This is a genomic window from Falsiroseomonas oryziterrae, from assembly GCF_021864505.1.
Classification (GTDB): Bacteria; Pseudomonadota; Alphaproteobacteria; order Acetobacterales; family Acetobacteraceae; genus Falsiroseomonas; species Falsiroseomonas oryziterrae.
In genome coordinates this window covers 1-21,044 of the sequence record NZ_JAKJIB010000010.1, presented here as the reverse complement: position 1 = coordinate 21,044, position 21,044 = coordinate 1, and the positions used below count along the sequence as shown (strand labels likewise).

The window sequence follows — 21,044 nt, the reverse complement described above, 5'->3', positions numbered from 1 at the left end:
GGGAGGGGCGCGGGTGCGAAGTGGCGCACTGACCGAGGGCGTCGCACCGGCCGGTCGGCGCTGCCCTGTCTGCGAGGCCGGCGAACTGCTGTACAACGCCTGCCGCCATGAGCTCGACCCGATGAGCCTCGATCCTTCAGACCTCGCCGCGAAGGCAGCCGCTGCGCCGCGGACGGGGGATGCGTTTCGCATCGGCTTCGCGGCGCCGCGCCTGCTGCACCTTCCTTTCGCTGGGCTGCGCGCGGCCGGCGAGGTTGCGGGGGAAGGCGGGATGGCCGGCCCTGGCAGGGTCGTGCTCGACTGGCTCGGCAGCGACGGCTCGTCGCTGCGGCGCGAGGAAACGACCATCGAATTGCCCGCGCCTGGCGCAGCGCCGGCCGCCTTCCGCTTCGAGTTCCGGGACGACAGCCTGCCTGCCGGACCCGGCCGCGCCATCGCCACGCTGCTGGACGGCGACGACGCCGTGCTCGCGATCTCCGCCGTGGAGACGCTCGTGCTGCGCGTGGCGGACCTTCCGTTGCGCGACCAGCAGGTGGCCCTTCCGCTGCGTTCGATGCGGATCGAGGATCTGCCGGCCTTCCCGCTCGGGGCATCCGTGCCGGCGGCAGGGGAGGGCGCAGACCATCGACTGGTCATGCGCGCGCCAGCCCCCGTGCAGCTGCTGCCAATGGACGCGGCCGACCTGGCGGGGATGCTGGCCGCAAACGGCCTGCCGAAGCGCTTCTCGCAGCGGTCCTATCCGCTCAACGGGCTCTGGGTCGGCGTGATGCACGGCGCCACCGTGATGGGCCAGACCGGCTGCGTGGTCGGCGCCGGCGGTATCGCCGACGAAAGCTGGGGCGCGCTGCATCCCCGCACTCCGCCCTTCTACCAGATCCGCCCCTTCCTGGAGCCCTGGTCCGAGCCGGAGCGCTGCGGCGATGTCGGCATCTGGTGGGCCGCGCCTTGGCGCAAGCACAACTACTACCACACCCATGCCGAGCCGCTGGCCGCGCTCGTCCAGCTCGAGATGTTCCGCGACCTGGGCGGCGCGCCGGATTTCGACATCCTGCTGCCCGATCTCTCGGGCTGGACGAAGGAGGCGGTCGACCTGCTCGGCCTCGATGACCGGCGGGTCAGGACGATCGGCCGGCGCTGCCTGCAGCCCGAGCGGCTCTATTGGCCAAGCGCGGTGCTGCGCATGAATGTCGGCATCGAGCCGCTGCTCCGCTCGGTCTGCCGCCGCATCCGCGCCGCCGCGCTCGCGCGGGCCGAGGCCGGCACGCTGCGCTTGCCCGAGGCCGCCGGGCGGCCCGAGTTGATCTACGTCGCTCGCACCGATTCGACGATCAGGCCCATGCTGAACGAGCCCGAATTGATCGAAGCGCTGCGGGCGCGCGGCGTGCGCATCTTCGTCTCCGCGGAACTCGGCTACGCGCAGCAGGTCCTGACGGCATCAAGGGCGCGGGTGGTGATCGCGCCGCATGGGGCGGGGCTGACCAATATCGGCTTCGCCGCGCGCGACGCGCTGGTGGTCGAGATTCATCCGCATTTCTACACCTCGCCGCTCTATCTCCGCTTCGCGCAGGTGCTCGGCCAACGCTACCGCGCCTTCACCGCGCCCGAGGCCGACCCCGCCGAGACGGAAGCCAAGGCGTGGCGGCTCGACGTTCCGGCCTTCCTGGCGTTCCTCGACCCGCTGCTGGAGGCGGAAGCGAAGGCGGGGCGGATCTGAAGGCTAGGTGTCGTTCCGGAGGATGTCGTCGAGGAAGCGCATCACGGCGTCTTCGTCCGCGACCCATCCCCCTTTCGGCGCGTCGGCCGCCGGTGACGGGCCGACGACCGCGGCGCGATAGGGATGACCGCATAGCAGCGCGAGGCGGGCGTAGTAGAGGGCCTGCTCGCCCGCATGGAAGATCTCGCCGATGCGCGCACCCGGTGCGGCGAAACCCATGTTCACGAGCCCCGCCCCGTGCGGCCCGATGATCACGCGCGCACCGGCGAATAGACGGACCTGCGCGGCATAGCCGTGCTCGCGCGCGTCGAAGATGAATATGCCACGTGCCCGCAGCCGCTCCACAAGCCGCTCCTCGTTCAGCATGGGCCGCCGATGTGGCGTGTCGAGCCGCGAGACATAGACGATCGGCGGCGTGTCGCCCGGCGGCGCGGCGCGGCGCGCGGCGTCCCGGATGCGCCCGAACATTCCAAGGAGCGAGGGATCAGGATGATCCGTGCCTTCGATGAGTGGCGAAGGCAGGAACAACTTTCGCACGCGCCAGGCGCGTGGCGGCACGGTGCACAGCCGCTCCGCCGGGACGCCGAGCAGCGCGAGGGACTCGGCCTGCCAGGACCGCATGGGACGGGTCAGCAGGGGCACGGGCGCGAGGCCGGCGCGTTCCTCGAGCAGCAGCATCGCATGCACGGCGGCCAGGGAGTTGGCGTGCCAGTGGTAGTAGAGATGCGGTCCCTCGTTGAACAGAAGCGCCGCCGCTTCGAAGACCTGCTCCCCATCCTCCTTCACCGAGCCGAGCGCGCCCTGGAGATAGACGCGCCAGGGCCGTCGCGTGGCGAAATGGATGGTCTCGCCGAAGAGCCCGCTTGCGGTAGAGACGGCGCTGCCGGTCCCGTACCCCTCTGCATCCCTCAGTACGGCGACGGCGAGGCCAGGCGCGCGGAAGCCGTTCGCCCGCCAGTGCCCGGCGAGAAACCGTGCCGAGGCCACCTGCATCGCGGCGAGGTCGTCCTCGCGGGCGAAGGGGCCGGTGATCTCGCTTGACGGCTCGATTTCCAGCAGCGCATCGCCGTTGGTGGGCGTCGTGTCCCGCGACGGTCGCACAGCCAGGGCGCGCAGCGTCACGGGATAAAGCCACTCGGCATCGCGCAACGCGAGGGCGGGATCCGCGCCGGGCCCGTGGCGATGCACGCGCAGTGTGGCAGTGGCTCGCTGTCCCTCGGCGAGCGACAGCGCGACCTCGAGGATCAACTCCCCGACCGGCAGCCCGGCGGTGCCGGCTTTGGCCTCGAACTCCAGGCGGTCCGGCGCGGGCTTGCGCAGTGGCACCTCCTGCCTTTCCGTCCACAGGGGCTCCGTGCGCTCCGGCCTGCGCCAGCGCAGTTCAAGCGCCGCGGAAGGCTGGCTTGTCGCGCCGCCGCTGCCTTGAAGGCCGCCTTTCAGCCTGATGCCGCCCGGCGTCGCCGGCACCTGCAGGTGCTTCGGGGTCAGCAGCGCGAGGCGCAGTGCCGGTGCTGCCAGCGGATAGACCGGGAAGCGCTTGCTCGGCGCGTCCGGTGCGAGGTTGCCGCGCACCGCATGGTCCGAGACGAAGACCAGGTTGGCGCGCCGGAGATGCGCGCGGCCATGGCGCTCGAAGGCCTGCTCGGCGACCTGGAACAGGAAGTAGCCGAGCGGCGCGAGGTATTCCATGAACACGCCGATCGGCACGTGCTTCTCGTTGTGGTGATGCATGCCGGCCTCGACCTCGAGAAGGTCGATCCGCTGCTCCCGTAGCATCGTCTCGAAGCCGCGCAGCACCTCGAGATCGTGGCCCTCGGTGTCGATCTTGAGATAGCCGATGCGCCCGATCCCCTGCGTCGCGCAGAAGCCGTCGCCTGTCTCGCGCCGGACCGCCTCGGTGGGGACGGCAGCGGTCGCGGGCACGATCGTGTTGGAGACCGAGGTGCCGAAGCACGTCACGCGGACGTCGCCGGCTTCGCTGCCGAGGGCGAGGTGGTGGCAGGCGACCCGGGGTTCGGACTCCAGCGCCCTGGCGAGTTCGGCGAAGGTTTCGCTGGCGGGCTCGAAGGCGTGGATGCGCGCAGCGGGAAACAGGCCGAGGAACGCCCGGCTGGACTGTCCGCAATTGGCACCGACGTCGAAGACGCAGTCGAAGGGCAGACGGGGAAAGGCGCGGCGCGCCAGCCTGATCGCCTCCTCCTGCCTCACCGCTGCCCTGTCCTTGACCACGGCGACAGCAGCTCGAGCGCACGCTCCAGCTTCACGAGGTCCACCGTGACGTCGCGCAACTTGTTCGCAGGCTGGCAGGCCAGCGGGACATAGGCGCAGCCCGAGGCGCCGGCGCAGAGGGCGAAGTGGTATTGCGGGTCGCCGGCGGGATAGAGTTCCACCGCCCCGGCGCGGCCGTCGTTGAACAGCAGGTTGGCGAGGCCCGCACCGTGTACGGCGACCACCGCCTCGGCCTGCGCGAAGAGCGCTGCCTGGGCGAAAAAGTCGAGCTTCTCCAGTTGCACCGCCACGAAGCCGCGGGCGGCCAGTGCCTCCTCGACTGCGTCGTTGTTCGCGACCCGCCGGCGCGAGGCGCCCTGGCGCGAGACATAGATGCGCCGCGGCAGGTCTGCGGCGCCGTGGAGCGCGGCATGCCGACGCAGCGCCTCGGCCGCGATGCGGGCGAAGCCCGCGCGGACCACGGGATGCAGCACCATGTCCCAGCGGCTCGATCCGATCGAGGGGATCAGAGCGCCGCGAAGCTTCCAGACGCCGGCACCGAGGGGGGCGTAGAAGTTGCCGTTCGACAGGGGATGGATATCGGCCAGCCGGTGCAGCATCTCGTTCGGGATGCCTGCGCCCGCGCCTGGCCCGTAGCCCGGCAGGTCGGGCAGCAGGATCGGCACGCCCGCCATGGTGTGGTCCACCAGCATGAGCCGCGGCAGCATGATCATCATGAAGTGCGCGAAGTTGCGCGAGGCGGAATCGTAGCAGACGGCGCCGCGCTTGACCTCGCCATCCGCCCCGAGGCCTCGGCGCAACCAGGCGTCGTGGTCGATCCAGCGCAGCCAGTCGTTACCCTCGACGATGCGCGGGCTGCCCCGGGTCTCGCGCACCAGCTCGTCGCGGTCGGTGAAGCACATCCCCTCCGCGCGAGGATGGTGCAGCAGCCGAACCTCCGGCACCTCGAACAAACCGGCAGACGGCACTTCATAGGGAACGCCGGAAAGGAAAGGGGCTCGCCGCGCGCACTCATCGCGCGTGGCCGCGTCGGCGAAACCTACACGCCGTGCGAGGTCGTGGACGGGGCTCGGCATGGCGAAATCCGCAACCAGGCGCGAGCCGGGCAGCGCATGGGCCGGGATGCGTGACGCGAGGACGAAGCCTGCCGCCGCATCCGTCGCCACAGCGGGCGCTCCGTCTGGCGTCGAAGCGGGTACATCCTCCGGCGCGGGCGACATACCAGCCGACGAGACGGACAGTCGCGCGTGCAGGTCGTACCAGCCTGGCCCCAGCAATTCGCTGCGGCGGCGCCATACCTCCCTCACGCCATCGGCGTCGTGCCACTCGCCGGGCAGGTCGTCGCCGAAAGGACCGCTCGAATGCTTGCCGAAGCGGAAAGGCGCAACCGTGCCGTCCAGCCGACGGATGTTCCACTCACCGTAGCGCTGCCCGGCACCGCGCGCATTGACGAGCCGGAAATCCCGGTATCCTGCGCCGACGAGCGCTCGTAGCACGTCGTCGCGATGGGCCTCGACCGAGATCTGCGGGGGCAGGCGGCCCGAGCGGGCGATCTCGGCCACCACGATATGGTCCACATGCTCGACGTCGATCTTGCAGAAATCCGGCGTGCCGAACTCCTCGAACACGGCGGATAGCGGGCGGATGCGGACGCGCACCGGGCGGGCATCCGGCATCGCGACCAGGCTGCTGTGCACGGAATGGGTGGGCGCGATGTGGAACACCGCCTCGCCGTCATCATCGCCCACAGCGATCTCGAGTATGGTCAGGCGCCCATCCGTGATCTCGCGCGCGAACTGCGTCCGCGCCAAAGCGCAGAGTTCGGGATTCGCCTCGATCGCGACGACTCGTGCCCCCTTGGCGAGGTAGTAGGCGGTGTCCTCGCCGCGGTGCATGCCCACGTCGTAGATCAGCATGGCGCGTCCGACCCAAGGCCGGGCCCCTGGTGGCGGAGAGGCGTGATGGTCCGCGCGAGCTCCGCGTCGAGCGCCCTCCGCCCGTCACTCGTGTGCATGCGCAGTCTGCGGCGTTGCGTAACGCATGGGAACTAGTGGCGTGACGTTCGGCGCACTGTCAACGTCCGTGCGTCGGCCGATCTGCTCCTCGATCCGTCAAACCAGAGCACGACCTGCCGCCCTGGTGCATCCCGCCCGGCACCTTCGCCAAGCCACGACGCTGCGGGACCATTCGCCCTGCGCGATGCTGGGGCGGACCGGGTCGCGGCAGCAGGCAGTGCTGCGCAAGGCGGGTGCCGGGACTGCCAATGACCGCCTCAGGCCCCGTCCAGCGCCAGCACCGCGAAGCTCGCCAGCCAGTGCGAGCCCATGTAGTGCCCGTCCACATGCGGCAGCGAGGCGGCGACATGCCGCGCGGCCGCGTCCTCGGCCAGCCCGCGGCGCGCATCGTCGGGCGCGAAGCCCGCGGCCAGAACGCGCCAGCACCAGGCGCGCGAGAGGTTCACGCCATCCAGATGCGCGATCCGCCCGTCGGTGCGGTCGGAGACACGCGCCGGTTCCAGCAGCGCCGCCGGCTCGCCCTGACCGAGGCGCGGGAGGAAGCGGTCGCGCCAGTCGGCGAACGCGCCGGGTGGCAGGAGGCGCGCCATGCAGGCCGCCTCCATCAGCACGGGCGAGAGGAAATCCTCGCCCGAAGGCTCCCAGGCCTGCGCATCCGCATCCGCCCCGTACCAGCGCATCGCCGTCTGGCGCAGCAGCCTGAGCAGCGCGGCGTCGTGGCGTTCCGCCCAGTCCGCGGCCAGCGTGAGCGCGAAGGCGGTGTTGGAATGCACGCCGTGCCGCACCGGATAGTCGGCGAGCGGCAGATGCGCCGTGAAGCGCGCGGCGAAGTCCTGCGCGAGCGGCGCCAGCGCCGCAGCCCATCCGCCATCCAACTCCGCATGCAGCTTCAGCAGCCAGGCCCAGCCATAGGGGCGTTCGAAGCCGCGCGCGGCGGGACGCGTGAGGAAGGCACGTTCCGCCGCGACCTTCTCCGCCGTGAAGGCGTGGTCGAAGCGCGCCGCGATGTCCGCCGCGGCCGGCAGGCCAGGGACGCGGCGCAGCAGGCGCGCCAGCATCCAATGCGCATGCACGCAGGAATGCCAGTCGAAGCTGCCATGGAAGACGGGATGCAACTCGGAGGGGCGGCGGAGATCCTCTGGCCCCTCCAACACCTGGTCGAGCTTCTGGGGCCATTCCAGCGCGACATGGCCGAGCGCGATCCGCGCGAGGCGCTCGGCGAGCGGGAGGTCGAGGGTCATCGCGCCTGGTCCGGGACAGTTGCGGCGAAAAAACTCTTGCCCTCGGCAATGCCTGCGACAGCCAACTTCGTCTCCCCTGGCCCTCGCTCACGAAAAGCGGCGCGCGTCGCCATGCGGGCCGAGCATGCATGATCTTCTGCGCCAGGGGAACGACCGGCCCGCCGCCTGGAAACGACGCCCGTATCGTCCTTATCTGTCCGGGCCGGGCCTGCGGTTGAGGAGAGGCAACATGATCCAGATCGGCCAGATCGCCCCCGATTTCGAGGCGGACACGACGGAAGGGCGGATCCGCTTCCACGCATGGCTCGGCGACAGCTGGGGTGTGCTGTTCAGCCACCCGAAGGACTACACGCCGGTCTGCACGACCGAGCTCGGCACCATGGCCGGCCTCGCGCCGGAATTCGCGAAGCGCGGCGTGAAGATCATCGGCCTCAGCGTGGATCCGGTGGACAGCCACAAGGGCTGGTCGAAGGACATCGAGGACGTCACCGGTCATGCGGTGAACTACCCGATGATCGGCGATCCGGATCTCAAGGTCTCCAAGCTCTACGGCATGCTTCCGGCCGGCGCGGGCGAGACCTCGCAGGGCCGGAGCGCGGCCGACAACGCGACGGTGCGCACCGTCTTCGTGATCGGGCCCGACAAGGTGGTGAAGCTCGCGCTCGCCTATCCGATGACGACGGGCCGCAACTTCGACGAGATCCTCCGCGTCATCGACAGCCTCCAGCTGACGGCTCAAAAGAAGCTGGCCACGCCGGCCAACTGGAAGCCGGGCGACAAGGCGATCATCGCGGCGTCGGTGAGCGACGCCGACGCCAAGGCGCTGTTCCCCCAGGGCTGGGACGCGAAGAAGCCCTATCTCCGCTATGTCGAGGTGAAGTAGCGCCATGGACAGCGTGCCGCCCGCCACCTCCATCGTCGACGGCTTCTGGGGCGCGGTCGGGCGCACGCCGCTCATCCGGCTCAAGCGCGCCTCCGCCGCGACGGGCTGCGAGATCCTCGGCAAGGCCGAGTTCATGAACCCGGGCGGCAGCGTGAAGGACCGGGCCGCGCTCGGCATCCTGCAGGACGCGGTGGAGCGCGGGCTGCTGGTGCCGGGCCAGCCCGGCACGGTGGTGGAGGGCACGGCCGGCAACACCGGCATCGGCATCGCGCTTGCGGCGAATGCGATGGGCTGGAAGAGCATCATCGTCGTGCCCCACACCCAGGCGAAGGAGAAGCTCGACTACCTCCGCATGATCGGCGCCGACCTGCGGCTGGTGGACCCGAAGCCCTTCGCCGATCCCGGCAACTACGTGCATGTCTCGCGCCGGCTGGCGGAGGAGATGGGCGCGGTCTGGGCCAACCAGTTCGACAATCTCGCCAATGCCCGCGCGCATGAGCAGACGACCGGGCCCGAGATCTGGGCGCAGACCGATGGCCGAGTGGACGCCTTCACCTGCGCCTGCGGCACCGGCGGCACGCTGGCCGGCGTCGCGCGCGCGCTGAAGTCACGGCGGCCCGATGTGCGGATCGTGCTGGCCGATCCCGGCGGCAGCGCGCTGGCCTCCTGGGTCAAGACCGGCGAGCTCAAGGCCGAGGGCAACTCGATCACCGAGGGCATCGGCCAAGCGGCCCGCGCGCCGGGCAACCTGGCCCAGGCGAGGGACCTCATCGACGACGCGGTGCGCGTCGAGGACCCCGAGGCGCTCGAGCAGGTCTTCGACCTGCAGATGCACGAGGGCATCTCGGTCGGCGGGAGCGCCGGGCTCAACGTCGCGGCGGCGATCCGCGTCGCCCGCACGCTCGGCCCCGGGCACACGGTGGTGACCGTCCTCTGCGACGGCGCGGCGCGCTACCAGTCGAAGCTGTTCAACCCGGCCTTCCTGCGCGAACGCGGGCTGCCGGTCCCGCCCTGGATGGCGTGACGCGGAGGGTTCGATGGAACTCGTGGAACTCGCCCGCAACGTGCGCGCCCGCGATCCCGCTCGGCCCGGCTGGTTCGAGAGCGTCTTCTGCTATGCGGGCGTGCACGCCGTGCTGTGGCACCGGCTGTCGCATGCGCTGTGGGGGCTCGGGCTGCGCGGCCTCGCGCGGCTCTCCTCCCATCTTGCGCGGATGCTGACGGGCATCGAGATCCATCCGGGGGCGCGGATCGGGCGACGGCTCTTCATCGACCACGGCATGGGCGTGGTGATCGGCGAGACGGCGGAGATCGGCGACGACGTGCTGATCTATCACGGCGTCACCCTCGGAGGCCTGTCCGGCCAGCCGGGCAAGCGCCATCCGACGGTGGAGGACCATGTGACGATCGGCGCCGGGGCGCAGGTCCTCGGCCCCATCCTGGTCGGGCATGGCGCACGGATCGGCGCCAATGCCGTGGTGGTGAACCCCGTCGCGCCAGGGTGCACCGTGGTCGGCATCCCCGCGCGGCCACCGAAAGGCGCGCCCTGCGAGGACGAGGGGATCGGCTACGGCCTGCGCGACGTCACCGAGGACCCGGTCGGCGAGCAGCTTGCCGCGCTGCGCGCCGAGATCGCGGGGCTGCGCGCCGAACTCGACCGCGTGAAGGCGGAGAGCCGGGAGCGCGCCTGAGGGCATCCTTGACGGGACCGGGGGCGCGACGGAGGCTTTCGGCATGGCCAGCCGCATCCTCTGCGACATCGACCTCGAGGGTTCCGGCAAGCGCACCGGTTTCCTGCGCCTGCCGCATTCGACGCATGAGAGCGCCTATGGCTGGATCCCGATCCCCGTCGCGGTGATCGCGCGCGGGACTGGGCCGACGGTGCTGCTCTCGGCCGGCAACCACGGCGACGAGTATGAGGGGCAGATCGCGCTCGGGCGGCTGATCCGGGAGGTCGAGCCAGGGCAGGTGAGCGGGCGCCTGATCATCCTGCCGGCGGCCAACTTCCCGGCAGCTCGCGCCGGCCGCCGCGTGAGCCCGCTCGATGCGGGCAACCTCAACCGCAGCTTCCCCGGCGTCGCCGACGGTACGCCGACCCAGCAGATCGCCCACTTCATCGACAGCGTGGTGCTGCCGATGTGCGATGCGGCGATCGACCTGCATTCGGGCGGTTCCTCGTTGATGTACACGCCCTCTGCCCTGGCGCGGCGCGGCGAGGACACGACGGTGTTCGAGCGCTCGCTCGCGCTGCTCCGCGCCTTCGGCGCCCCGGTCTCCTACATCGTGCGGCCGGGCGGGCTCTGGGGCGGGACGCTGTCGGATGCCTGCGCGCGGCGGGGGATCCCGCAGATCGGGACGGAACTCGGCGGCGGCGGCCATGCGACGCCGGCGGCGATCCGGGTCGCGGAACGCGGGCTGGCCGGCGCGCTGCGGCATCTGGGCGTCGCCGATCTCGACTGGGACGGCCGCACGCCGCGCGCGACGCGCCTCGTCGAGGTGGGTGGCGCCGACTACTTCCTGCATGCGCCCGACCCCGGCGTCTTCGAGCCGCTGGTCGAGCCGGGCGCCGAAGTGAAGGCCGGCCAGCCTGCGGGCCTCATCCACCAGACCGAGGTGCCCTGGCGCGCGCCGCTGGAGGTCGCCTTCGAGCGCGACGGGCTGGTGCTGTGCATGCGCTGGCCCGGCATGACGGCGCGCGGCGACTGCCTGTTCCACCTCGGCACGGATGTCGCGGCATGAGCGAGGCCGAACTGCTGGTCAGCCGCGACGGCGCCGTGGTGCGCGCCGTCCTGAACCGCCCGTCGCGCCGCAACGCGATGGACGAGGCGCTCGTCGCACGGATCGACGCGCTGCTGGCGGAACTCAAGCACGACAAGGTCGCGCGCGTGCTGGTGATCTCCGGGGCCGGCGGGCATTTCTGCGCCGGGCTCGACCTGACGGAGGTCGGCGCGCCGGAGGATCGGGCCACGAAGCTCGCGCGGCAGCAGGAACGCAACCGGCGCATGGGGGCGCGCTTCCAGGCCATCGCCGACCTGCCGCAGGTGGTGATCGCCGCGGTCGAGGGCAGCGCCTTCGCCGGCGGCCTCGGCTTCGTCTGCGCGGCCGACGTCGCGCTCGCCGCGCCCTCGGCCCGTTTCTGCGCGCCCGAGGTGCGGCGCGGCCTGGTGCCGGCACAGATCCTGCCCTGGCTCGCGCGCCGCATGGGCCGCAGCGCCGCCGCCAGGCTTTGCCTGCAAGGCAACGTGATCGGGGCCGAGGCCGCGGCGGCCATCGGCCTGGTGCACGACGCGGTGTCCGACCTCGACGCCGCGGTGGCCGCCACGGTCGCCGAGGTCCTGGAAGGGGCGCCGGGTGCCATCGCCGAAACCAAGGCGCTGATCGCCGCGCTTGGCCCGGTCGTGCCGGAGGGCTATGCCGAAGCCGGCGCGGCCGCCTTCGCCCGGCGTGCCGCGAGCGAGGAGGCGGCCGAAGGCATCGCGAGCTTCGGGGAGCGCCGCAGGGCCGCCTGGGCACCACGGCGGGACGGCTGACAGGAGGACCCCATGACCGCTTGCATCGTCGGCTGGGCCCATACGCCCTTCGGCAAGCTCGAGGATCCCGATATCGAGAGCCTGTTCGGCCGCGTGGCGCTCTCGGCGATCCACGACGCCGGCATCGAGCCGGCGGAGGTCGATGCGGCCTTCGTCGGCGTGTTCAACGGCGGCTTCAGCAAGCAGGATTTCTTTGCCTCGCTCCTGCTGCAGACGGTGCCGGAACTGCGCTTCAAGCCGACGACACGCTACGAGAATGCCTGCGCCACCGGCTCGGCCGCGATCCATGGCGCGCTGGACTTCCTGGCCGCGAAGCGGGGGCGCTTCGCCCTGGTCGTCGGGGCGGAGAAGATGACGGCGACCCCGACCGCCGAGGTCGGCGACATCCTGCTCTCTGCGAGCCACCGGAGGACCGAGGGCGAGATCCCGGCGGGCTTCGCCGGCGTCTTCGGCCGCATCGCCGAGGCCTACTTCCAGCGCCATGGCGACCAGTCCGACGCGCTCGCCGCGATCGCGGCGAAGAACCACGCGAACGGCGTGGCCAACCCCTTTGCGCAGATGCGCAAGGACCTCGGCTTCGCCTTCTGCCGTGCCGAGAGCGAGAAGAACCCCTTCGTCGCGCGGCCGCTGAAGCGCACCGATTGCAGCCTGGTCTCGGACGGCGCGGCGGCGCTGGTGCTGACGGACGAGGAGACGGCGCGCGGCATGGTCGCGCGCGGGGCCAAGGCGGTGCGCTTCCGTGCCACGGCGCAGGCGACCGACATGATGCCGATCGCCGGCCGCGACATCATCCGTTTCGAGGGCGCCCGCGCGGCCTGGGCGCGCGCGCTGGATGCGGCCGAGCTGTCGCTGTCCGACCTCTCCTTCGTCGAGACGCATGACTGCTTCACCATCGCCGAGCTCATCGAATACGAGGCGATGGGCCTGGCGCCTGAAGGGCAGGGCGGGCGCGCCGCGCTCGAGGGCTGGACGCGGAAGGACGGGCGGTTGCCGGTGAATCCTTCGGGCGGGCTGAAGTCGAAGGGCCACCCGATCGGCGCGACGGGCGTCTCGATGCACGCCATGGCGGCGATGCAGCTGACCGGGACCGCGGGCGACATGCAGCTGCCGAAGGCGGACCGCGCCGGCGTGTTCAACATGGGCGGCGCGGCGGTGGCGAACTACTGCTCGATCCTGGAGCGGGTTGGGTAGCCGTCGCGTCGCGTGTCGGGGGACCAGATGGAGCAGGGGGTATCGGCCGCAAGGCCGGCGCCGCGCCAAGGCAGCGCGCGGGCGGAGCTTGTTGCGCGCCTCTGGCGAGGCAACGACCCGTTCCGCCATGCGCGCCCGGACCCGGCGCGGGTGGACATGCAGGGCTGGGCATCAAACCACCCGGCCTTTGAGCAGGCCATCAGGGAACTGCGTCCGCGGCTTATCGTCGAGGTCGGCGTCTGGAAGGGTGCTTCCGTGATCCACATGGCGAAGCTTCTGCGCCAACATGGTGTGGATGGCGTGGTGCTCGCTGTGGACACCTGGCTCGGTTCCTCGGAGAACTGGCTGTCGGATATCTGGTTCCCGTCGCTGCAGACGCAGGACGGCTATCCGACGCTCTACCGCACCTTCGTTGCCAACGTTCTTGAGGCCGACGTTCAGGACCTCGTGCTGCCCCTGCCGCTTGATTCCGGCAACGCCGCGGTGCTGCTGCGGCAGCGCGGGATTATGGCGGACATGCTGCACGTCGACGCAGGCCATGATCTTGGTTCCGTCGAGGCTGATCTGCGCGCTTGGTGGCCACTTCTGCGGGCAGGTGGTGCGCTGATCGGGGACGATTATTTTCCCGCCGGCGACCGGTGGCCAGGAGTGAAGGCGGCTTTCGACACCTTCACGGGGACTCACCGACTGGAGCCGGTCGTTACCGTTCCGAAGATACGGCTCAACAAGCCGCTTCCCGAGACGACGTTCGATCCTGCCTCGATGCCGGAGAAGATCGGCTACAAGGGAGAATTCGGCTCCGAGCTGGTGGTCTTCCTGCCGTACGTCACTTGGCTGTCGGAACAGGGCCTGCTGCGAGACCGCTACGTCGTGTCCTACCCCGGGATGGAGTGCTTCTATCGTCATCTCGACTGCAAGGGTTTCTTGCCGCTGCGAAAGTCGCGTGGCTTCATCGCACCCGCTGGGCGCGGGCCTCTGCCGGTCCGGAACGAGGACGACTTTGACGGGACCTATGCGCCGAGCCCGATGCACCGGTATCCCGATTTCCGGCGCCTGTTCAGTGACTTCTCGCTTCATTGCCGCTGGCCCGATCCTGCGAAGCCGCTGCTGATCGTGCACAACAAGTACAACGCCGAGTGGTGGTTCGGACGGCCTGTCAACCACATCACTGCCGATGCACTGGAGGCGATCTTCGCCACACTCGGCGGCGACTATACAATCGTCTATGTGCGGCACGGCTTGGCGCCAGCCGTCGAGGGCTACGACTCGGACGCTGATCCCCACGGCGATCTGGGAGACCGTGAGGTGCTCGCACGCTTCCCGTCGGTGTTGGAATTTCATGCCCTCTACGCCGAACACATCGCTTCGGGCGGGAAGGCGGACCTCAACGGCTTCAAGTCTGCCCTTTATGCGCGATGTCACCACTTCATCAGTGCGCAGGGGGGCGGCACCTATCAGATGGCCTACTACTCGGGGTCATTGCTGCTCGTCCTGCACCGGGTCGGACCGGAATCCCGCTGGTCCTACACGGGCTTCTTCACTTGGCTCGCCTCGCCTCCCGTGTCGCTTGCGGTCGCGACCACGAACGAGGAACTCTTGCGTGGCTTGGCGCTGTTCCGGTCGCCGTCGGTGCAGGACGGGATCGCCGTGCCACCGACCGAAGCCGCCGAACTGAGAGAGGCCCTCGCCCCGACGCGAGCAGAGGTTCGCGCCCTCCCGCTCCCGCAGGAGCGCAACCGCGTCCCACCGCCGCTCTGACGCAGGGAGGGCAGACCGGCATCGGGCCATCGAACTCCGTCAGTGGCGACCGGCCCGAATCTCGCGTTCCCCACGCGATGCTGTTTGACCTGCTGCTCGCCGGCTGCGCATGACCGAGCGGCGAGGGTGTTCTCAGTGCCGCGGAATGCGGGCTGCGCGAGCGTAGGCCGTGTTTCATCCGGCGTGTCGCCGACGCTGCCGAGGTCGGCTGACATCCTGCTGTCGGCGAGTCACCGGAGAACCGACGGCGCGATCCGAGCCGGCTTCACCGGCAGCTGCCCGTGTCACCGCCTCGCGCTCCCCGGTGCGCGGGCGACCCGTTGGCCCGCGAGCTTCCCGGGGCGGCGCTCGACAGCGCCTGTCGCCGCTGGCGGGCACGACCGCCACAGGCGACCCGGCCGGTCAGGCGAACAGGAGGTCGAGCGCGCGGTCGAGCGCCTTGAGATCCACCTGGACGTCGTGCTGCTTGGAGCGGTTCTCGCAGGCCAGGGGCACGTAGATGCAGCCCTGCGCCGCGGCGCAGAGGGCGAAGTGGTATTGCGGCGCACCGGCCGGGTAGAGTTCCAGCACGCGCGCACGCCCGTCATTGAACAGCAGGTTGGCCAATCCCGCGCCATGCACCGCGACCACGGCCTCCGCCTCGGCGAAGAGCGCGGCCTGCTCGAAGATATCCAGCTGCTCGAGTTGCACCGCTTCGAAGCCGCGCGCGACGAGCACGCGCTCGGCCTCCTCGCCATTGGTGATCCGGCGCCGCGTCGCGCCCTGTCGCGAGACGTAGATCCGGCGCGGCCAAGTGGATTCGCGCGCTGTGAGGCGGGCGCAGCGCCGGAGCGCCTCCGCCGCGATGCGCGCGAAGCCGGTTCGGACCGTCGGGTGCAGCACGAGATCCCAGCGGGACGACCCGGCGGACGGCACCAGCGCCTCATCGAGGGCCCAGACGCCGTGACCTAGGGGGGCGTAGAAATTGCCGCGCGACAGCGGCAGCACCTCGCCGAGCCGGAACAGCAGTTCGTTGCGGATGGCGGCGCCCGGATAGTCGGGGAGGTCGGGCAGCAGGATCGGCGTTTCGGACAAAGTCGCGTCTGCCAGCATGACGCGTGGCAGCATGATCATCATGAGGTGCGCGAAGTTCCGGGACGCGCTGTCATAGCAGACCGCCCCACGCGCCACCGCGCCGGTCGGGCGGAGTTCGCGATTCAGAAAGGCGGCGCCGCCGGCCCAGCGGAACATGTCGTTGCCCGGCAGCACGCGGGGGCTGCCGCGCGTCTCGCGTACCAGCGCCCCGTCCGCGCTGAAGCACATGCCCTCGGCGCGCGGCGCCTGGAGAAGGCGGAGGCGAGGCACCGCCCAGAACGCGGCGGCCGGCACGCGATACGGTGCGCCGGTCAGGAAACCGGCGCGGGCGCGGCACTCCAGCCCTTCGAGCAGGCCGGGGAAGCGGACCCGCGCGCTGAGCCCCGTCACCTCGCTGGAGGGGTCGAGGATGGCCAGAAGCTGCGCGTCGGGAATCTGCGCCGCCGGGATCTTCGGGGCATGCGCGAAGCGCTGATCGCCGATGTCCGGGATCACCGGCGGGTCGACGTCGCCCTCCGGCGCCCCATAGGCCGGGCGGGGCCAGTTCATCCGGCGGATTCGGACAAAAGGCGCACCCAGGCGCTCACGCGAAATGACGCTCGCGGAAATGCGCGATGGTACGCTGCAGGCCTTCTTCCAATGCGACCCGCGGCGCCCAGCCCGTCAGCGCCTGGATGCGCGAGATGTCCGGGCGGCGCTGGCGGGGATCGTCCTGGGGCAGGGGACGGAACTCGAGGCGCGAGCGCGAGCCGGTCAGCCGCAGCACGAGCTCGGCCAGTTCGCGGATCGTGAACTCGCCCGGGTTGCCGAGGTTGAGCGGTCCCGGCCCGCCCTCGGCGTGCTCCATGACGCCGATCATCCCCTCCACCAGGTCGTCGACATAGCAGAAGGAACGCGTCTGGCTGCCGTCGCCGTACAGCGTGATCGGCTCGCCCGAGAGCGCCTGCATGATGAAGTTCGAGACCACCCGGCCGTCATTCGGATGCATCCGCGGCCCGTAGGTGTTGAAGATCCGCACGACGCGGATCGGCACCTTGTGCTGCCGGTGATAGTCGAAGAACAGCGTCTCGGCGCAGCGCTTGCCCTCGTCGTAGCAGGCGCGCGGGCCGATCGGATTGACGTTGCCCCAGTACTCCTCGGGCTGGGGATGCACCTGCGGGTCGCCATAGACCTCGCTGGTCGAGGCCTGCAGCACGGGCACGCGCAGCCGCTTGGCGAGGCCGAGCATGTTGATCGCGCCCGAGACCGAGGTCTTGGTCGTCTGCACCGGGTCGAACTGGTAGTGCACGGGCGAGGCGGGGCAGGCGAGGTTGTAGATCTCGTCCACCTCGACATAGAGCGGGAAGGTGATGTCGTGGCGCAGCACCTCGAAATAGGGGTTCTGCACCAGGTGGGCGATGTTCTCGCGGACGCCGGTGAAGAAGTTGTCGGCGCAGATCACGTGGTGGCCCGCGGCGAGCAGCCGGTCGGCGAGGTGGGAGCCGATGAAGCCGGCGCCGCCGGTGATCAGCACACGCTTGCGGTAGTGACGCATGGCTTGGTCCTGGGCTCAGGCGTGCTCGTCGGCACGGAAGGTGCCGAGCGGAGGCACCGGCATGTCGCGATCCCCGTAGGCCTCGCGGCAATGCGCGGCCTGTTCCTCGCGCAGCTTGGCAAGCATGGCGGCGAGCTCGTCGCGCGACGGCCAGTCGAATTCCGTCTGCTCCTCCGGGAAGAGCTGCTCGTTGCCGTAGCCGCGCTTGGCCCAGCTTTCGGGGGTGAAGTTCACGCCCTGCGCGCCGACGTAGCGGGCGTTGCAGACGAAGGGCATGAGGCGGACGCGGCCGAGCCAGTGCGTGGCGATCATCTTCATCGCGTCCTGCGACAGGGCGCGGACGGCCAGGCCGAGCGCGTTGTGGATCCCGCCGATGCGCGACTTCGGGCGGTTCCGGTAGTCGCAGTCGGAGACGATCTTGATGTAGGGATCGATGACCTCGCGCACCTTCAGCCAGTGCTCGCGCGTCACGCCGTAGCCCCAGGCATGGCCGAGCAGGAGGACCTGCCGGCGCTTGCGCAACTGCTCCTCCAGGCCCGCCTTGTGGTGGCCGTAGGCGGCGACGTAGCCGACCATGCCGTGGCTCGCGGGGCTCGCGGCATAGTCGAGGAAGCGCTGGAGGGTGGCGAGATAGTGCGGGCCGAGGACCATGTCGTCCTCGAAGAAGCAGGCCGAGGCGAAGCGGCGCTTCAGGAAGACGTGGCGCTCGGCGCGGTCGAAGTTGAGCGCGATGCCGATGTTCCGCTCGGCCAGATGGACGGTGCCGGCCGGGAAGACGGAGCGGAAGGTCGCGACCGAGGCCTCGATCTCCTCGTCGGTCGCGTAGCGCTCGCCGGAATGGAAATTGACCGCGCCGTCCTGGAACAGGTGGACCTCGCGCCGGCCGGCTGCCACGCAGGGCTGGGCCGCGAGCGAGAGCAGGGTCTCGCGCAGGTAATGGGGACGATTGAACGACATGACGATGACCGGGCCGAGCTGGCCGCCTGCCGTCGCGTCGCTCGCACCTTCTCCCGGCATTCGCGCGGGATCCCCCAGCCATCCCTCCGCGAATAGGGAGGGGAGCGCCAATCCTGTCAACTGAGGCGCGATCGGGGGGCCGCAAAGGCTATCAGAGGGCCCCGCCGATCCGTGGCACGGGGGTTGCTACGCTCCTCGCGTCAAGCGACGGGTCTTGCCCGTCCCTGGCAGCTTAGCCTTCCTCAACCTTGCCTTGGGGCCGGTCCGAAAGGATCGGCCCTCTTCTTTTTCGCGGCAGGGCAAGGTTTCCAGGAGAGCCGACATGCCGTCCTCGCCTCGCCTCGGGGATGGCGACGGCGGCATCCCCCCGCCGCCCGCCATTCGGATTTGCATTTTGCGAACCGAAATGCGGCGCGGGCCGCCACGTGTCACGGCACCGCGAGCGACGCCACGGCCGCGGCCAGGGCCGCATCCCCCAGCGCGAAGGGCAGCGCGCGCAGCACGGCCGTCTCGCCGCACATCGCGGCCGCTGCCGTTGCGGTCTGCCCGAGCCGGAAGGTCGTCAGGCCCGCGGTCGGACCGCCCGTGACGGCCACCGCCGCCGCCCCGTTGAAGGATGCCGCCACGCGCCCCGCGCCGTCGATCGCGAGGCCGAGGCGGAAGGGCGAGCCCGGCGTCATGCTGCCGAGCGCCGTCGCATCCGCAGCCGCGCCGGCGGTGACGCGACCGGCGACGACGGATGTGCCGCCCGCCACGTTCCTGACCCGGTACAGGTTGGTGTTCGTACCGTCGTCGAGCGTCAGGATGGTCTGCGCTGCCGTGGTGGGCGCCGGTTGGGGCAGCATGCCGGACCAGAGCAGTGTGCAGGCGCCGTTGGGCGGGATCCCGAGGGCGGAGAGCGGCACGTTGACCAGGTCCGCCCCACGCGTGCTCGCCGCCGGGGTGGCCGCGGGCGGCAGCACAGGCGTCGATGCGCTCGCCGCCTGCTCGCAGGAGGCCCAGGCGAGGGTCAGCGTCCGCCCGGTGCCGGTGAAGGACGGCGCGCGGACATCGGTCGCCGACTGCAGGAAGGCGATGGTGGGGCTGGCCGAGCCGGCGGCCGTCATCGTCGCCACCATCTCACAGAGATACCAGGCGCCGACCTGGCGGATGGTCCGGCGCGGTACCGCCGTGCCGGCTGAGCCGAGCGATCCCGCGCCGGTCAGCACGAAGTTGGCCCAGGCCTCCAGGCCGGCGACCGTGCTCGGCCAGAAGATCTGCAGGGCCGTGCAGGTGCCGGGCCTGACCAGCACCGATGTGGCGTAGGGCTGGCCGCTGGTGACCGCGAAGGCCGCCGGCACCGACCAGTGGTTCGCCGCGGCGGTGCTCTCCGTCGCGAGGATCGCGCTGGAGGCTCCGCCATCGGGACCGGCGGCGGCGGCGGCGCTCGCGACGCCGCTGTTCGTCCAGCCCGCCGAGAACGGCGTCCGGGCGTTGGCGATCAGGTTCGTGCGCGCGGCCTCGACCAGCAGGCGGCGGGACGCGCCGTGGAAGCGGGCTGCATTCGCGCCGGCCTCCGCCCAGTTCGCGCCGTCGGCGCCGAGGACGGTCGCGAAGCTGCCGGTCTGGCTGCGCGCCAAGGCCAGGGCGGGGTGCAGCCGGCCGGGCGCGACCAGGGTGCGGGCGGTCTCGGCAAGGGCGCCGTGCAGGCAGGGCTGGGCGATGACCATCAGCGCGTCTCCGCGCCGGGCCGCGAGGCGGTCCGCATGTCGGGGTCTCCGGGGAAAGGGGGCCAGGGCGCGGCGCATGGCTCGGGCGCTGGCGGGCGGAGACTAGGCGGGGAGACCACCTCGGTCAAGAAATTATTCCTGTCGCGTGCCTGGTCACGCCGGCACCAGCACCGTCGCGGCGGCCTGCGCCGCGATGCCCTCGCCGCGTCCGGGGAAGCCGAGCCGCTCCGTCGTCGTCGCCTTGACCGAGACGCGATCGAGCGGAACGCCGAGCAGTTCCGCAAGCCGCGCGCGCATCGCCTCGGCATGCGGGGCGATCTTCGGCCGCTCGCAGATCAGCGTGACGTCGGCATTCGCCAGCACGCCACCGCGCGCGGCGATGCGCTCCGCCGCGTGGCGCAGGAAGCGTGCGCTGTCGGCGTCCTTCCACTGCATCTCGGACGGCGGGAACCAGCGGCCGATGTCGCCCTCGGCGAGCGCGCCGTAGATCGCGTCGCAGAGGGCGTGGATGCCGACATCGGCGTCCGAATGCCCGTCCAGGCCGAAGGGGGCGGGGATGGTGACGCCGCAGAGCACCATCGGCCGGCCCTCGGCGATGCGGTGGACGTCGAAGCCGGTGCCGATGCGCGGCATCATCCGGGCGAGCATCTGGGCTTCCACGCGGGGCAAATCCTCCGGCCAGGTGATCTTCACGTTGCTGTCGTGCCCGGCCACCAGCGCGACCGGCAGACCGGCGGCTTCCAGCAGCTGCGCGTCGTCCGTCGCTTCGGCCCTCGCGCCGCGATGCGCGGCGAGCAGGTCGGCATAGCGGAAGGCCTGCGGCGTCTGGGCGCGGAACAGCCCCTCGCGCGGGACCGTCTCCAGGATGCGTCCCGCCGCGCCGCGCTTCAGCGTATCCGCCACCGCGAGCGCCGGGATGGCGCCCGGCGCCTCCCGCAGCGCCGCGAGCAGCGCGGCGACCGTACCGGCCGGGATCACCGGGCGCGCCGCATCATGCACCAGCACGACATCGGGCGGGTCGGCGGCGAGCGCCTCGAGTCCCGCGCGGACGCTCGCCTGGCGGGTCGCGCCGCCGGCGACCGGCGGGCAGATCGGCAGGCCCTCGAGCAGCGTGGCGAGCGCGGCCTCCTCGCCGGGCGGGCTGACGGGCTGGATGGCGTCGACGCCGCCCTCGCGGAGCAGCGCCTCAGCCGCGTGGCGCAGCACCGG

16 protein-coding genes are annotated in these 21,044 nt (G+C 71.0%); 8 read left to right on the top strand and 8 right to left on the bottom strand.

Annotation, left to right across the window (positions count from 1 at the left end; genetic code table 11):
* The first annotated feature begins 13 nt into the window (after positions 1 to 13).
* Positions 14 to 1,714 carry a glycosyltransferase family 61 protein gene (locus L2I40_RS02180; RefSeq protein WP_237213218.1) on the top strand — a complete coding sequence of 567 codons (1,701 nt, stop codon included), beginning with the start codon at positions 14 to 16 and terminating at the stop codon, positions 1,712 to 1,714.
* A gap of 3 nt (positions 1,715 to 1,717) precedes the next feature.
* Here the strand turns inward: L2I40_RS02180 and L2I40_RS02175 are convergent, their stop codons facing one another.
* The 3 genes from L2I40_RS02175 to L2I40_RS02165 form a co-directional block, all read right to left on the bottom strand.
* Positions 1,718 to 3,922, bottom strand: a complete 2,205-nt coding sequence (locus L2I40_RS02175; protein WP_237213217.1) for an FkbM family methyltransferase — start codon at positions 3,920 to 3,922, stop codon at positions 1,718 to 1,720.
* On the bottom strand, positions 3,919 to 5,859 hold the full coding sequence (locus L2I40_RS02170) for an FkbM family methyltransferase (RefSeq protein ID WP_237213216.1): 1,941 nt from the start codon (positions 5,857 to 5,859) through the stop codon (positions 3,919 to 3,921). The genes L2I40_RS02175 and L2I40_RS02170 overlap by 4 nt, the downstream gene beginning before the upstream one ends.
* Before the next feature lie 356 nt (positions 5,860 to 6,215).
* Positions 6,216 to 7,199 carry a DUF2891 domain-containing protein gene (locus tag L2I40_RS02165; RefSeq protein ID WP_237213215.1) on the bottom strand — a complete coding sequence of 328 codons (984 nt, stop codon included), beginning with the start codon at positions 7,197 to 7,199 and terminating at the stop codon, positions 6,216 to 6,218.
* A 229-nt stretch (positions 7,200 to 7,428) separates the two neighbouring features.
* Between L2I40_RS02165 and L2I40_RS02160 the strand changes: the two genes are divergently transcribed.
* The 7 genes from L2I40_RS02160 to L2I40_RS02130 are packed head-to-tail and all read left to right on the top strand — an operon-like array spanning position 7,429 to position 14,561.
* Positions 7,429 to 8,082: a peroxiredoxin gene (locus tag L2I40_RS02160; RefSeq protein ID WP_237213214.1), complete on the top strand. Its 654-nt coding sequence runs from the start codon at positions 7,429 to 7,431 to the stop codon at positions 8,080 to 8,082.
* Between the two features lie 4 nt (positions 8,083 to 8,086).
* The gene (locus L2I40_RS02155; RefSeq protein WP_237213213.1) at positions 8,087 to 9,106 is read left to right on the top strand and encodes a cysteine synthase A; all 1,020 of its coding nucleotides are present in this window, start codon (positions 8,087 to 8,089) and stop codon (positions 9,104 to 9,106) included.
* A 13-nt stretch (positions 9,107 to 9,119) separates the two neighbouring features.
* A complete protein-coding gene (cysE, locus tag L2I40_RS02150) occupies positions 9,120 to 9,773 on the top strand; it encodes a serine O-acetyltransferase (protein ID WP_237213212.1) in 654 nt (217 codons plus the stop codon).
* A 43-nt stretch (positions 9,774 to 9,816) separates the two neighbouring features.
* Positions 9,817 to 10,821 carry a succinylglutamate desuccinylase/aspartoacylase family protein gene (locus tag L2I40_RS02145; RefSeq protein ID WP_237213211.1) on the top strand — a complete coding sequence of 335 codons (1,005 nt, stop codon included), beginning with the start codon at positions 9,817 to 9,819 and terminating at the stop codon, positions 10,819 to 10,821.
* Entirely contained in the window at positions 10,818 to 11,612 is a 795-nt protein-coding gene (locus L2I40_RS02140; RefSeq protein WP_237213210.1) for an enoyl-CoA hydratase/isomerase family protein, read from the top strand. Before L2I40_RS02145 ends, L2I40_RS02140 begins: the two co-directional genes overlap by 4 nt.
* 12 nt (positions 11,613 to 11,624) lie before the next feature.
* Complete coding sequence (locus tag L2I40_RS02135; RefSeq protein WP_237213209.1) at positions 11,625 to 12,803, top strand: acetyl-CoA acetyltransferase; 1,179 nt, start codon at positions 11,625 to 11,627, stop codon at positions 12,801 to 12,803.
* A gap of 27 nt (positions 12,804 to 12,830) precedes the next feature.
* Complete coding sequence (locus tag L2I40_RS02130) at positions 12,831 to 14,561, top strand: class I SAM-dependent methyltransferase (RefSeq protein WP_237213208.1); 1,731 nt, start codon at positions 12,831 to 12,833, stop codon at positions 14,559 to 14,561.
* Between the two features lie 402 nt (positions 14,562 to 14,963).
* Here the strand turns inward: L2I40_RS02130 and L2I40_RS02125 are convergent, their stop codons facing one another.
* The 5 genes from L2I40_RS02125 to ispF all read right to left on the bottom strand — a co-directional run.
* Positions 14,964 to 16,184: a glycosyltransferase family 61 protein gene (locus tag L2I40_RS02125; protein ID WP_237213207.1), complete on the bottom strand. Its 1,221-nt coding sequence runs from the start codon at positions 16,182 to 16,184 to the stop codon at positions 14,964 to 14,966.
* Positions 16,185 to 16,218: 34 nt separating this feature from the next.
* A complete protein-coding gene (locus L2I40_RS02120) occupies positions 16,219 to 17,169 on the bottom strand; it encodes a UDP-glucuronic acid decarboxylase family protein (RefSeq protein WP_237213206.1) in 951 nt (316 codons plus the stop codon).
* A 15-nt stretch (positions 17,170 to 17,184) separates the two neighbouring features.
* The gene (locus L2I40_RS02115) at positions 17,185 to 18,186 is read right to left on the bottom strand and encodes a glycosyltransferase family 2 protein (RefSeq protein WP_237213205.1); all 1,002 of its coding nucleotides are present in this window, start codon (positions 18,184 to 18,186) and stop codon (positions 17,185 to 17,187) included.
* A 368-nt stretch (positions 18,187 to 18,554) separates the two neighbouring features.
* Entirely contained in the window at positions 18,555 to 19,835 is a 1,281-nt protein-coding gene (locus tag L2I40_RS02110; protein ID WP_237213204.1) for a phage head spike fiber domain-containing protein, read from the bottom strand.
* A gap of 153 nt (positions 19,836 to 19,988) precedes the next feature.
* A partial coding sequence (gene ispF, locus L2I40_RS02105) for a 2-C-methyl-D-erythritol 2,4-cyclodiphosphate synthase (RefSeq protein WP_237213203.1) occupies positions 19,989 to 21,044 on the bottom strand: 1,056 nt, incomplete at its 5' end.